Genomic DNA, 13291 nt, shown 5'->3' with positions numbered 1-13291 from the left:
GTCACTCGATCCGAAGGTCACCGACAAGTTTGTCGAGCACCTTCTGGGCGGCCCCGGCCAGGCTTTCCCGGGACCAGCCGGCACGGGCCCCGCTATTGCTCCACAGCACCTTGCCGGTACCGGCCTCGACCACCCGCAGGCTGATGCCCACCGCCGGTTCACCATCCAGGCCGTTCTTGTACTGCCACTCCTCGACGCTGCCGGACACCACATAGTCGAGCTTCTGCTCCCGGGCCCAGTCCATGGCCCCGGCCAGACGCTCGTTGTCGTCGAGCAGGGCCTGTTCGCCCTGCCCCGCCGTACCGGTGTAGACCTGGGGTTGCAGGCCGCGGCTGCTCAGCACGCTGAGCAGAATCTGCTCACTGCGCTCGCCGGCCTGGGGTGTCTGGGAATAGTTGACCAGCGGCAGCACGCCCCAGCGCGCACTCTTGGACAACTCGGGGCTGCTTTGCCCGGTGAAGCTGCTGCACCCGGCCATCAGCAAGGCGACCATTGCCAGACTCACGCAACGAATGGATTGCATAAGGTTTACTCCTCTTTGAATTCCATGATCAGCGTCCGAAACGCACGCTGTAGCTGACACCTGCAGTGCCCCCGGACTTGCCTGCCCCGCCTTGCGGCGCGGACTGGTAGCCAAGGGTCACTGCCAATTCGTCATCCCCTATCACCTCAGTGCCGACACCGGTACTGATGGCGTAGTTGATGGTGTTGTCGGTCCACTGCCAGCCGGTGCTGACATCCACCAGCCAGGTGTATTGCCCCCGCGTGCGGTTCAGCGCCCCCGGGAAACCGCGCCGCCAGGAACTGCCGAAGAACAGCTGGCCGTAGCGCTTCTGCAGCAGGGTCTGGCTGGTGATCTGCTCCGGATTGTCGAGATCGGCCCCGGCCAGATCGATGCCTCCGCCCAGGGTATTGGCCAGGTCGGGCAGCGAACGGTTGTTCAGGCTGTTCTGCTGGTAGTCGATACCGCTGCGCAATTCCCAGTTCGGCCCTTCGAACTGCAAGGTGTGGTCGAACTCGACCTTCAACGCCTGGCCGCTGCCCAGGTCATCGCCGCCGCGGGTCGAGAACCAGCGCTGGGCCAGGTTCCAGGACAACTGGTCACGGGCCGAATAGCGATGCCGGCCGCCCACCCAGACATCATCCTGCTGGCCGAAGGTGCGCATGTATCCGCTGTCCTCGTTCTTGCGGTGCCAGTCGGCACCGACGTCCAGCTCGTTGCCGCTGTCCAGTTGCCAGGTGCGGCTGGCACCCAGGCCGTTGCGGTCATCGTCCTTGCGCAGGCTGCTGTCGAAGATCAGCTTGTAGTTGCCGTTCTCCAGCTGGCGCTGCAAGGTCAGTTCGGTGTTGGTCTCATTGCCCAGGCGCGACTCATCCAGCACATCGCCGCTGTAGCGGCCCTGCTCCAGGACCAGCTTGGCGTACCAGTTGTCGTTCAGATAGCGCGCGGCGGTCAGGCGCGGGCCGTTGAACACCAGGCCGCCGTAGTCCTGGCGCTCCCAGGCGATTTGCATACCCTGGGGCGTGCGCTCCGTCATCTCGATGGCCTGGCGGCGTAGTTGCTCGCGCAGCGCCGCCGGTTGCTCGTCACCCAGTGCCGAAAGGCCCACCGCCAGCGCTTCGCCGCTGCGACCCAGGCTGTTCAAGGCCTCGACCTGCTGCGCCGGGTCCAGGTCGCCGCTGGCCACCAGGCGCTCCAGGGCCTGGCGATTGCTGCCGCGCAGGGCTTCCTGGATCTGCTCGTAGCGGCTGACCTTCAGGCCGCGGCTGCGGGCCCAGGCCAGCCACTCATCCTTTTGCGCCGACTGATTGAGGTCATCCAGGCGCGCGAGGAACTGATCGAACCACAGCTGCAGCATCGGCTTGGAGCCGTCCTGCCATTGCATGGCCTTGTTCTGCGCCTTGCGTGACGAATAGCTGCTGGCCAGCAGGCGCAGCCAGGTGGCATAGCCCTGGGGCGTGGCGCGGATCTGCTCCGGGCTGACCTGGCGATCGAGCCGCAGGCGCAAGCGCTGGGCCGAGTCGGCATAACCGGCGCCCTCCAGGGCATCGGCATAGGCGGCCTGGACCATCCAGTCCCGGGGGTTGGCCTGCAAGTACAGGCGATACCAGGCCAGGGCCTCGGTATTGCGCCCGAGCAACTGGCTGGCGGCGGCGAACGGCAGCCACAGGCTGCTGTCACTGCGGGCCAGGGAGCGCCATTGCTGCAACAGCGGCTTGATCTCGCCCGTGCGGCCCAGATCGACATACAGCCACAGCAGCCGCTCACGGAAGGTGTTGTCGTCCGGGAAGCGGCTCAAGCCCTGTTGATACAGGCGCAGGGCCAGATCGGTCTGGCCCTGCTGCACCGCCAGCGCGGCGCGGGCGGCCAGCACCTGGGACTGGTCGCTGGCCCCCGGGTACTGCTCGGCCTCCTTGAGCAAATCGACCACCAGAGGCCAGTCCTGGAGTTCCTGGGCCAGTTGCAGGGCGGCCACCAGGCGCTGCGGGCTGTGGCCCTGGCGCCAGCTGTCGACGGTCAATTGCAGGGCCTTGCGCGGATCGCGGGTGCGATACAGGGCAATCAGCTCGCTTTCGTCGCCTGTATTGAGCGAGCCCTTGATCGCCAGCATCTTCTCCAGCGCCAGCTGCAGCTCGTCGTCCAGTTCCAGGTCCCAGGCCAGGGCGGCGCGGGACTGCCAGTAGTTGAAGTCCTTGATCTTGTTGCCATCCACCGCGGTGATGACTTTCCAGGCCCCCTGGCTATCGAACAGCTTGAGGTGGTTGTTGGCCCAGTCCACACGTTCGGTGCTGGTGAGCGGATAGCGCTTGGCGAACTGGTTCCAGACCACCAGGCGCTGCGGGTACTGCTCGGTGTTTTCCAGGTTCTGCAACAGGCGCACCCAGGCCAGACGCTGTTTCGGGTATTTGGCGACATAGCGGCGCAGCCACTTTTCTGCCTCCTCGGGCGTCCCCCTGGACTCTTGCGCGTAGACCAGGGCATCGAGCTCGACGTTGGTCAGGGCGCGGCTGTCCATGATCCCCGCCAGCAGTGGGATGCCCCGGTCGAAGTCGTAGGTCTGCATCGCCAGGCGCCAGGTGTGCTCGAACTGCGCCGGGTCCTTGCTTAGCGTGCTCAGGCTGATCCAGTAGCCCAGGGCGGCGGCGGAGTCGCCCTGCCATTCGGCGAGATGGGCCATCTGCTCCAGCAACTGCGGGTCATCCGGCCGCTGTTCGAGCAGTTGCAGGCCCACCGCATGGGCGCCGGCCAGGTCACCGAAGGCCAGGCGCTGCTTGAATTCCTTGGCGAGGATTTCCGGGCTGTCGGGCTGCACCTTGCGCCAGGCACTGAAGAACTGTTCCGCCAGGTCCACGCGGTTGTGCGCCACGGCCACATCCACGCCGCGGTCCAGCAGCGCCGGCTCGAATTCCACGTCCGGCTGTGCGGCCAGCTCTCGGGCCAGCAGCTCCACTGCCTGATCGCCGCGATCGGCCGCCACCAGGGTGGTGAAGGCCTGTTGCAGAAACTGCCGACGCGCCTCGGGGGTCTGGCTGGCATCGAGCAACTGCACATAGAGATCGGCCGCGCGCCCCGGCTGTTCGCTGGCCTGGTACCACTTGGCGGCTTCAGGCAGCCACTGCTCGCGCCGTGTAGGGTCGCGCCGCGCCAGCTCGGCATAGGTATCCGCCGCCAGCCCCGGGGCCTGGGCGCTCAGGGCCAAAGTGGCCAGGCGCTCCAGTTGCGGCGATGGCAGCGGCTTGTAGTCAAAGGCCTTGAAACGTTCGGCCAGGGCCTGCAGGGCCGAGCTGTCGGTGCTGTTGTTCAGCGCCAGGGCATCGAGCTGCAAGCGGTAGTAGGCCTTGAGCGCCGGATCGGGCCGCTGCCACTGGGCCAGGTGTTTTTCCGCCTTGGGGTAGTCCCCCAGCTGAATCAGCAGGTCGAGCAGCTGGGTGCGCAGCTCATTGTTTTCCGGGTGTGCGGCCAGCAGCACCTCGGCGTAGCTGGCCGACACTTCGTCCGGCTGCCCGCCCTTGGGGCGGAACGCCTCTTCATTGCGAAAGGTTGCCCACAGCAGCACGCCGACGGCGATTGCCACCAGCAGCAAGGCCCAGGGGTTGAGCAGCCGCGCGCTGGGCGCCTTGGCCTTAGTTGCAGAGGAGTTGGGCATCACTCACCTGCTTCATGGGAAGTTGGAAATGCCACAGGCCCTGTTCGGACTTGCCGGCGTAGCGTTGGCCCTGGACCTCGACCCGACAGGCGCTGGCCGAACGCACCGAGAATTCCAGGTTGAACTGGCCGGCAAAGGAGAAGCTCACCTGCCGGTCATTGACATAGCGCCAGTCGCGCAGGGGAATATTGGCCAGCTCCAGTGCCGGGCGCGGATCGCGCTCGGGGCGCAGGGCCAACAGCGCATGATCGCTGCTCAAGGCTACATAGCGCCCCTGGGGCAAGTCGCGCACCCCGGCCACCCCCACCGAGCGGCCGAGGTCCGGCCAACCCAGCGCCGGGTCCAGGCGCAAGGTACGCAGGCCGTCCATGCCGCGTACCTGCCAGTCGCCATTGGCGGTCCGCGCCAGGCTTGCCTGGTACAGGCCGTGGACCCGGTCCAGGTAGTCACTCATCCACAATGCCAGCGGCTGCTGGCCACGCATGAACTGGTAGATGTCGGTCATGGCCTTGATCGACGCCTGCTTGGTGCCCGAATAGAAGTGGTAGTACAGGTGGATGCCACGCAGGCGCCGTGGGCTGTCGGTCAGCTCGAAGGTGTCGATCACATCGCGAAAGCCGTAGTACGGGCCTTTCCAGAGGTTGGTGTACATGTTCTCGTTGATCACCGGAGCGTAGTACTGCAAGCCGCCCGAGGTCGGCCGCAACAGCGGGTACAGGCCGGTGAGCGATGAGTTGGCCTTGGTCAGGATGGTCTGCCCGCCGTTGACGTTTTTCAGCCCGGCGTCGTAGGCCAGCTTGATGGTCTCGGCGCTGGGCAGCGCATCCCCCGGCCAGAAGACCAGCTTCACCGGTTTCTGCGCGGTGGTCAGGCGGCTGTTGATGTAGTCCCGCGAGCCGAGGATCTCGCGCTTGTAATCCAGGGTCTTGTACCCCGGGATATTCAGGCGCAGGCCGTACTCGGCGTGGAAATCCTCGTCCTTCTTGGCCTTCTCCGGCTGCATGTAGAACGGGTGGCTGTAGGTGTGGGTGGCCACTTCGACCTTGGGGTCGGCGAAGATCTCCTGGGCGATGGGCTCAAGCTCCCGCGCCAGGAACGGCGACATGCCCTTGGGCCCGACTTCGCCTTCGATGATCGAGACCGAGGTCAGGAACGGGTTGGGACGAATGTAGTCGTCCAGCACCTGGCGCCCGGAATACGGGGTGCCACGCACTTCGGCATGGGAGGGGAAACCGTCACCGTCGATATGCACCGTGGCGATCCGCCGACCGTTCTCGGTGGTGGTGTCCGGGCGTGGCTGGGACGGCAGGCGCAGGGCCTTCTGGATAAAGGCGAACGGGTCGAGGATCCAGCGGCTGCGCTCCACATTGGCCTCCACCACATAGGGGGCCAGGGCCATGCCGCCCCAGGCGGCGGTGGCCACCGGGACGTACTTGCCGCCCTTGTCATCGCCCAGCACCAGGGCTGGTTTCGGCCCGTCGGGCAGCAGGCTCACGCGGGTCAGTTCGCGGCTGCGCGCCACCACCGGAGCCTCGAAGGCGCCGATCAGGCTCTTGTCCTGGCTCAGCACATGCAGGGCATCGCGAGCCCCCGGCGCCGCCAGGTTCAGCCCCAGGCGCTTGAGCAGCGCCCGGTCCTCGATCGGCAGGCCGGCCATGATCGCCAGGGGCACCTGCTCATCCAGGCGCTGGCCGACCCAGCTATAGAAGGCACGGCTGTCCTCGGGCGGGCCGCTGGTCATCCACAGCACCACCCCGGCGTAAAGGCCGGCGAAGCTGTAGGCAGGCAGGCTATCGTCCACCGGGAAGTAGTCCACCCGGTAACCCAGGTATTCCAGCAGGCCACCGAGCATGCGGTGCCCGGCGTGATCGTAGAGTTCCCCTTCGCGCGGGTCATAGAGCATGGCGATGCGCCGCGGCTGGACTTCCACCGTGCTCATGCTCAGGGCGTTGAGGTCCGGGGTGGTGACCACCGGTATAAAGCCTTCCTGGCTCAATTGCCGGACCAGCTTGCGTGCCTCTTCCCGACGGTTGGCCGGCAGGTAATCGATGGCCACCAGCGGGATGTTGCGTGCGCGCAGCGGCTTGAGTTCGCCTTCAAGCCAGGTGCGGTCGGCTTCGGAAACCGGGCGGTAACGCTTGGCCGAGGCATCCCAGCCGGCGTGGATGGATTCCACCGCCACGGCCGAGGCGACGCCATCGAGCTCGCCCAGTACCTCGAAGCCCCGGTTGAAGAACAGCTTGAGGTTGGGCAGCCGGCTGTGCAGTTCCCGCAGGAACGAGGCCAGGGCCTTGCGTTGCGGTTCGCGATCGGCCTCGGGGAGCAACTGGAAACTGTCCAGGGTGTCCAGGAACAGGCCGGCGTAGCCCTGGTCCTGCAGCGCCTTGGCACGCTTGAACAGGTGTTCGCGCCAGGCCGGGGTGGCGATGTCCATCACCTGGCTGTCCCAGGCCTTGTTGCGCACGGGGCTCGCGCCCTGGGCCAGGGCCTGCTTGGCCAGGGCAGCGCGGTTGCCGTCGAACTCCCCTACCGACAGGTAGGCGAACGGCTGGCTGCCGAGCTTGCGCAAGGTGGCGACATCGGCGCTGGCCATATGGCCGGGCTCGACCACTGCCCATTCGAACTGCGCCAGCTCCTGCAAGGGTGGCTGCTCGGCGTACCAGAACCCGACACTGGCGGGCGCCGCGGGTGCGGCCTGCACCAGGGTGTTGGTGGCACACAAGGCCAATGCGGTAAACAGGCGTCGAACCACTTTGCAGACATGCCCCCTGCGAAACTCGATATCCATAACTCACTCTTCAGTAGATCAATCTGCACAACATCAGGCTCTAGGGCAGCCGCCAGGGCGGGCGCCCCTAAGGCAACGAACTAAAGGCTGCGGTAAAGCCGTTCCAGGCCCTCGGCCAGGCTGCTGGGCGTGCCCAGGTCGAAGCGCTCGCGCAAGCGGCGGTTGTCGGCCTTGGAATGGCGGATATCCCCGGAGCGGGTCGCGCCGTGGCTCACCTGCAGCGGCTTGCCGCTGATCTGTTGCAGGGCGCCAATCAGATCGTTGAGGGTGGTCACCCCGCCGAGCCCGACATTGGTGGCATCGGCTGCCGGCGCGGGGCATTCCAGGCCCTGCACCAGGATCTTCACCAGGTCCGCGACATAGACGAAGTCGCGGGTCTGCCCGCCATCGCCGAACAGGGTGATGGGCCGCCCGGCCTTGGCACGCTCGCTGAAAATGCTGATCACCCCGGAATACGGCGATGAAGGGTCCTGGCGCGGGCCGAAGATATTGAAAAAGCGCAGGATCACCGGTTCCAGCCCATGCTGGCGGCGGTAGAAGTCCAGGTAGTACTCGCTGGCGAGCTTGTCCGCCGCGTAGGGCGTGAGGGGAGATTTGGGGGTGTCTTCGGCAATCGGCGTGCCCTCGCCGTTATTGCCATAGACCGCCGCACTGGAGGCGAACACCACGCGGCAGATACCGGCCGCGGTCATCGCCTCGCAGAGGCGCAGGGTGGCGATGAAATTGCTCTGGTGGGTGGCCACCGGGTCTTCGACCGAAGCCTGGACCGACGCCACAGCAGCCAGATGCACCACGGCATCGCAGCCCTGAACGGCATCCGCCAGGAGTGCCGCATCGGCGGCATCCCCCACCAGCAGTTCCAGGCCAGCATCGCCCATGGGCAGATTGCCGACCTTGCCCGTGGAAAGGTCATCCAGAACCCGCACCGCATAACCCTTGGCCAGCAGTGCATCCACGAGGTGAGAACCGATAAAACCAGCACCCCCAGTAACCAGTATCCGTTCGGCAGACATAGATCATTCCAAAGAGAAATATCGCGGCTACGCCGTCTGAAGCTAGCACAGCCAACGGATCAGCCCTGGCTACTTGCCATCCTGGCCGTCATGTTTTTAGTGGCTGCTCTGCGCCATAGGCTGTTTCGCCTATTTTCGGAGCAGAGTTCAGCGCTTTGGCGTCAAAAAAAACTCAAGATAATCAATCGCTCAGCGCCGACATACTGGGTCAGAAAAGCAAAATCGTCAATAATGCGTCGATATTTGTTGATTATTTAAGCGCCAGGAAAAATAGGTCAATATATTGACTTGCCTGGCATAAAGCGCTGAAACCGCCGCCGTAGCTGGCCACATGCCATTGACGCAAGGGCTCGGCAGTGCTCATATGCGCGCCAGTTTCAGGTGTCCCATGCCGCCGTGCATGGGGTTAAACGGGAAGCCGGTGCGTCATTTCGATGATCAGTCCGGCGCTGCCCCCGCAACGGTAAGCGAGCGAAGCATTCGACAGACCACTGTGCCAAGGCATGGGAAGGTGAATGCCTCATGACCCTCGCAAGCCCGGAGACCGGCCTGCAACTTCGTTTGACAACCCCGCGGTGGGCGGGCGCAGTCCGGTTTTCGTGGGCGCGGCTGCCCGCGATTCCCTATGCGTTGTTCCCTCCGGGATTCATTCATTCCTTACAAGTAGTAGGAATCGCATGTCCCGCACCTCCTTGCTGCAACACCTGGCGAGCCCCTCGCTGTGTTTCACCCTCCTGCCTTGCATGGCCTACCCGGCCCTGGCACAGGCTGAACAGAAAACCTTCCTGGTCTTGCCCGAGGCCCAAGTGAGCGGAGTCTCCAGCGCCCCGCAAACCTCTCTGGACACGCCCCTGCCCGCCGGCTCGCGGCTGAACCTCACGGCCCTGGAGACTCCGGCCAGCACCAGCAGCCTGGGCAACGACGCCATCAGCAACCGCAACAACCTCACGGTGCAGGATGCCGTCACCCGCTCCCCCGGCATCACCAGCATCGCCACCCCGGGCAACGGCAATACCGCACTGTCGGCCCGCGGCTTTACCGGGCACTCCTCGGTGATGACCCTGTTCGACGGCGCGCGCCTGTACACCGGCGCCGGCAGCCAGACCTTCCCGGTGGACCCGTGGATGGTCGAGCGCATCGACGTGATCCGCGGCCCGGCCTCGGTGCTGTACGGGGAAGGCGCCACCGGCGCGGTGATCAACGTGATTGCCAAGAAGCCCTTCGACGGTGAGATCCACAACCGCCTGCGCCTGGGCTATGGCTCCCATGATCGCCAGCAACTGGGCCTGGACAGCGGCGGCTCGCTGACCGACACCCTGAGCTACCGCCTGACCCTGAACCAGCAGCAGAGCAATGGCTGGGTCGACCAGGGCCAGTCACGCAGCCTGGCACTCAGCGCGGCGCTACGCTGGCAAGCCACCGACGACCTCGGTTTCACCCTGGCCCATGAACGCGGTGAAAGCGAACCCGCCAGCTATTTCGGCACGCCGCTGATTGCCGGCCAATACCGCGACAGCCTGCGGGCCAAGAACTACAACCTGCGCAACGCCGTGCAGCGCTACAACGACGAATGGACCCGGCTCAACACCGACTGGACCCTGAGCGACAACCTCAGCGCCAGCAACCAGCTCTACTACATCAAGAGCCGCCGCCACTGGCGCAACGCCGAAGCCTACAACTGGGTCAGCTCCCGGGAGCAGTTGCTGCGCGGCGACTACCTGGAGATCAAGCACAATCAAGAGCAGATCGGCGATCGCCAGAGCTTCACCTTCAACCACTCGCTGTTCGGCCTGGACAGCAGGACCGTGGTCGGCCTGGAGTACAACAGGATTCGCTTCGGCGTGGCCAACAACTCGCCCTACAAGGATATCGGTAGCGACTATATCGACCCGTGGAACCCGGCACCGGGCTACTTCCAGAGCCGCTCGCCCTTCTCGCCCCAGACCGACAGCAGCACCCGCACTTTCGCCCTGTTTGCGGAAAACCGCCTGCAACTGTCGGAGCGCTGGTCGCTGGTGACCGGCATCCGCCGCGACCAGAACCATATCGATCGCAGTGATCTGCGCGCCGGCACCCGCACCGATCGCAGCCTCACCGGCGGCAACTGGCGCGCCGGCCTGGTGTTCGCGGTCACCGATCAACTGTCGCTGTACGGCCAGTACTCCACCAGTGAAGACGGGGTCAGCAACCTGATCAGCCTCAACCCGAGCCAGTTGCAGATGGACCTGACCGAAGCCAAGCAGACCGAGTTCGGGCTCAAGCAGCAGTTCTGGAACGGCCGTGGCGAATGGACCCTGGCGGCCTACCACATCGTCAAGAAAAAGCTCTTGACCACCGATCCGGTAACCCGCCTGGCGCAGCAGGTCGGCCAGCAATCCGCCGACGGCCTGGAAACCTCGCTGGAGCTGGCCCTGGATCACGGCTGGCAAGTCTCGGCCAACGCCTCGTTGGTGCGCGCCGAGTACGACGACTTCGATGAGGTGGTCTCTGGCAAAGCGGTGTCCCGGGCCGGCAATCGCCCCACCAACGTGCCGCGACGCACCGCCAACCTGTGGCTGAACAAGGCCCTGGCTCCGAGCCTGGAAGCCGGCATGGGCCTGCGCTACGTCGATGCGCGTTATGCCAACACCGCCAATAGCGTCGATGTACCCGGCTACACGGTGCTGGATGCCAACCTCGGCTGGCAGGCCCTGCCCGATGTGCGCCTGGGCCTGCAGGTGAACAACCTGCTGGACCGGCGTTATGCCGCGGCGCAACAGAACAGCGGCCAGCAATGGCTGATGGGTGAACCGCGCTCGTTGTTCGTCACCGCCGACTACAGCTTCTGATCGAGGGGTTGCCGCAAGGCCCTGGGCTTTGCGGCGCCATTTCAGGCGTGCAGTGAGTTCGCCAGCCACTGGCCCGGGCCAGCGTCGGACAGCGACCAATCGACACTTGCACCCACGCAGTCGATGGATATCCTGAGCGCCTTTGTCCCTGCACTGCCCGCGAGAGCCCCATGCCCTGCCTGAATGCCCGAGATGTCTGCCAGCGCCTGCGCGATGCCGCCCTTGGCGTTTACCCTCTACGGCCCGGCGCCAGCCATTCGGGCGCTGGCCAGGTGCAGGTGGATATCGAGGGTTGGCAGTTGCTGCTGGATTTCGATGGCCGGCATCTGCATCACTGCCAGAGCTGCCGCAGCGCCGAAGGCGATGTCTGGCAGCTCGATACGCGGCAACGCTTCGGCACCGACCCGGTGAGCCTGCTCAGTACCTGGGAGCTGGCGCAGATCGAGAAGTTACTGAAAGAGGCGGTTTAACACGGCTGGCTACAGGCATTCCTGGGCCGCGCGTTCGAAGCTCGACGGGGCGAAGCTGGAGGCCAGCAAGTGCCGCTCGTAGAGGAACACCTTGCCGCCATTGGGCGCCTTGTAGGCTTCCAGTACGTTGTCTGCCGCCACCTTGCTGGCAACGACAATGCGAAAACCGCGCTGGGTCTGGGAAACCGTCGGGCTCTGGGCGTTGCCTTGCAGCTTGGGCACCACGCACTCGGCATATTCGGCCGGGGTTTTCCGGGTCTGCATGACCAGGGTCGGGTCGTTGGGCGCGGTGGCGCAACCGGCCAGCAGCAAGGTGGCCAGGGTCATGGCGGGAGCAAATAGAGGGCGCATCGGTAAGTCCTGAAAATGTACAGCCTGGTTCGGTGCGCAACGGTTCAGCGTCACGGGCGCTGCCGTTGCGGTCATGGTTGTGGGTCGGGGGCGATTGTCCATGGTTGGCGCCCAAAGCAGAACTTGCGTTGCTTGATTGTCACTATTACTTGAACCGATAGTTGCCCCCCGGGCAGACTGCCTGGCAGCCCGACTACAACTAAAAAAAGGAATTCCCCATGCGCACCTTTGACTTGATTCGCGACGCCGTCCTCCCGGAATTCCGTGAGCGGGTGGCGGACTACCTGGTGGAGTACGAACAGGTGCTGGGTGACAGCAGCGCCGACCCGCAAAGCCTGCGGATCGCCGCCTATCAATTGCGTGGCTACCTGCGTGGCCTGAACACCACCCGGGTTCTGGGCATGGCCGACTGGGAAGAGCTGGACCGGCGGGTGCTGGAGACATGGCTCAACCACTCGCAGTGACGTAAAGACACTCAAGGATGACATCGGCGAATACAGCCATTACCGAGTCGCTCCAGGCGTCATCGGCCCCCTGCCATTTCTACTTCAATTTGGAGCCTCGTCTTTATGAGTAGTGGATTTGTTTACATCATGATCAACCCGGCCATGCCTGGATTAGTCAAAATCGGATTAACCGAGAGAACGTCTGATGAGCGGGCCAAAGATCTACGAAGTACGGGGTTGCCGACTGATTTCATTACCGTTTACGACGAGCTTGTGACTGACTGCAAAACTGTTGAAAAACGGATGCACACGCGTTTTGACTCTTTTCGCTATCAACCGAATCGCGAGTTTTTTGAAATTCCAGTCAGGCAAGCGATACGTGGATTAATGGAGGAATCCGTCGGATATCTCGTGCCTCGGATCGGGACAAATTGTGGTGTGGAAATACTCCCTGACTTGAAGAAGAAGTACCCGGACTACCTGAAGCCGGACTTCCACTCGATTAAACTTACTCATAGCGACGGTGTTGTTTATCTGGAGTCGGTGCGTTATCGCCATTCCGGTTTGAAGGACGAAATCATTGAGCGAAGAGACCTGAGCTTCATCGACGGCTCGACAAGCGAAATGTTCCCGGCCTCGAGAAGTCCAATGGACAATGCTCGCCTCTTTGTGCATCAACTCGATGAGTACTCAATGATTCATTGCACAGACCTGTTCACTCATGAAGCCTGCATGGACATAGCGCAAAGGCATGAGTCTTAAATTGAACTGTCGCCTGACTGATCTTTCCGACCAACCGTAGCGAGTGCGACCGCTGCGCCCTTACACAAATCAAGAGACCCCCATGGCCAACCAAGACCTGAGCTTCACCCCCGACCCGGACGCCGATTCCATCTCCTCCGACGTGGTCGGTTTCAACGGCATCCTGGTCTCCACCCAGATCCCCACCCGCGCCGACGGCAGCCTGGAACTGGGGGACATCACCCTGCAGAGCGAATGCACGCTGCAGGCGCTGAAAGTGGCCCTGGAGCGCGCCGGCAGTTCCATGGACCGGGTCATGCACCTGACCATCTACCTCACCGACATGGCCGATCGTGCGGCATTCAATGCGGTCTACCAGCGTTTCTTCGCCAAGCCCTGGCCGGTACGTGCCGCGGTGGGCGTGGCCGCCCTGGCGGTGGAAGGCATGCGCGTGGAAGTCACGGCAATGGCCGCAAAGGCCTGAGGCAGCGCTTCAATCGGCGGCC

The 13291-nt window shown here is 64.0% G+C and carries 10 protein-coding genes and 1 riboswitch; of the genes, 5 read left to right on the top strand and 5 right to left on the bottom strand.

Going from position 1 to position 13291, the window contains the following annotated elements; genetic code table 11:
• Position 1: 1 nt before the first annotated feature.
• From A9971_RS26955 to A9971_RS26940, 4 genes are all read right to left on the bottom strand, one after another.
• Positions 2-523, bottom strand: coding sequence for a transporter (locus A9971_RS26955; RefSeq protein WP_053151645.1), 522 nt, complete (start codon positions 521-523; stop codon positions 2-4).
• Positions 524-551: 28 nt separating this feature from the next.
• Entirely contained in the window at positions 552-4148 is a 3597-nt protein-coding gene (locus tag A9971_RS26950) for a tetratricopeptide repeat protein (protein ID WP_183000185.1), read from the bottom strand.
• Positions 4126-6936 (bottom strand): bifunctional glycoside hydrolase 114/ polysaccharide deacetylase family protein, encoded by a 2811-nt coding sequence (locus A9971_RS26945; protein WP_183000184.1) that lies wholly within the window; start codon positions 6934-6936, stop codon positions 4126-4128. The genes A9971_RS26950 and A9971_RS26945 overlap by 23 nt, the downstream gene beginning before the upstream one ends.
• A gap of 80 nt (positions 6937-7016) precedes the next feature.
• Positions 7017-7949, bottom strand: a complete 933-nt coding sequence (locus tag A9971_RS26940; protein WP_183000183.1) for an NAD-dependent epimerase/dehydratase family protein — start codon at positions 7947-7949, stop codon at positions 7017-7019.
• A 362-nt stretch (positions 7950-8311) separates the two neighbouring features.
• Positions 8312-8517: riboswitch (cobalamin riboswitch) on the top strand.
• A gap of 109 nt (positions 8518-8626) precedes the next feature.
• Between A9971_RS26940 and A9971_RS26935 the strand changes: the two genes are divergently transcribed.
• Both A9971_RS26935 and A9971_RS26930 read left to right on the top strand, forming a co-directional pair.
• Positions 8627-10777 (top strand): TonB-dependent siderophore receptor, encoded by a 2151-nt coding sequence (locus A9971_RS26935; protein WP_183000182.1) that lies wholly within the window; start codon positions 8627-8629, stop codon positions 10775-10777.
• Positions 10778-10947: 170 nt separating this feature from the next.
• Positions 10948-11247, top strand: coding sequence for a hypothetical protein (locus A9971_RS26930; protein WP_015635587.1), 300 nt, complete (start codon positions 10948-10950; stop codon positions 11245-11247).
• Positions 11248-11256: 9 nt separating this feature from the next.
• Here A9971_RS26930 and A9971_RS26925 read toward each other — a convergent pair whose 3' ends face one another.
• Entirely contained in the window at positions 11257-11598 is a 342-nt protein-coding gene (locus tag A9971_RS26925; protein WP_015635586.1) for a lipoprotein, read from the bottom strand.
• 218 nt (positions 11599-11816) lie between these two features.
• On the opposite strand from A9971_RS26925, the gene A9971_RS26920 reads away from it, so the two are divergent.
• The 3 genes from A9971_RS26920 (at position 11817) to A9971_RS26910 (ending at position 13269) form a co-directional block, all read left to right on the top strand.
• Positions 11817-12062 carry a hypothetical protein gene (locus tag A9971_RS26920; RefSeq protein WP_015635585.1) on the top strand — a complete coding sequence of 82 codons (246 nt, stop codon included), beginning with the start codon at positions 11817-11819 and terminating at the stop codon, positions 12060-12062.
• A gap of 105 nt (positions 12063-12167) precedes the next feature.
• A complete protein-coding gene (locus tag A9971_RS26915) occupies positions 12168-12806 on the top strand; it encodes a GIY-YIG nuclease family protein (RefSeq protein WP_183000181.1) in 639 nt (212 codons plus the stop codon).
• 82 nt (positions 12807-12888) lie between these two features.
• Complete coding sequence (locus A9971_RS26910; RefSeq protein WP_015635583.1) at positions 12889-13269, top strand: RidA family protein; 381 nt, start codon at positions 12889-12891, stop codon at positions 13267-13269.
• The last annotated feature ends 22 nt before the right edge of the window (positions 13270-13291 follow it).

Source organism: Pseudomonas sp. UME65 (genome assembly GCF_014170225.1).
Classification (GTDB): domain Bacteria; phylum Pseudomonadota; class Gammaproteobacteria; order Pseudomonadales; family Pseudomonadaceae; genus Aquipseudomonas; species Aquipseudomonas protegens.
The sequence above is the reverse complement of the archived record's forward strand: the minus strand, read 5'-3'. Positions and strand labels throughout refer to the sequence as shown.

Coding starts and splice junctions, on each gene's coding strand:
- A9971_RS26955 (WP_053151645.1), bottom strand. CDS start 523: ATGCAATCCATTCGTTGCGTGAGTCTGGCAATGGTCGCCTTGCTGATG.
- A9971_RS26950 (WP_183000185.1), bottom strand. CDS start 4,148: ATGCCCAACTCCTCTGCAACTAAGGCCAAGGCGCCCAGCGCGCGGCTG.
- A9971_RS26945 (WP_183000184.1), bottom strand. CDS start 6,936: ATGGATATCGAGTTTCGCAGGGGGCATGTCTGCAAAGTGGTTCGACGC.
- A9971_RS26940 (WP_183000183.1), bottom strand. CDS start 7,949: ATGTCTGCCGAACGGATACTGGTTACTGGGGGTGCTGGTTTTATCGGT.
- A9971_RS26935 (WP_183000182.1), top strand. CDS start 8,627: ATGTCCCGCACCTCCTTGCTGCAACACCTGGCGAGCCCCTCGCTGTGT.
- A9971_RS26930 (WP_015635587.1), top strand. CDS start 10,948: ATGCCCTGCCTGAATGCCCGAGATGTCTGCCAGCGCCTGCGCGATGCC.
- A9971_RS26925 (WP_015635586.1), bottom strand. CDS start 11,598: ATGCGCCCTCTATTTGCTCCCGCCATGACCCTGGCCACCTTGCTGCTG.
- A9971_RS26920 (WP_015635585.1), top strand. CDS start 11,817: ATGCGCACCTTTGACTTGATTCGCGACGCCGTCCTCCCGGAATTCCGT.
- A9971_RS26915 (WP_183000181.1), top strand. CDS start 12,168: ATGAGTAGTGGATTTGTTTACATCATGATCAACCCGGCCATGCCTGGA.
- A9971_RS26910 (WP_015635583.1), top strand. CDS start 12,889: ATGGCCAACCAAGACCTGAGCTTCACCCCCGACCCGGACGCCGATTCC.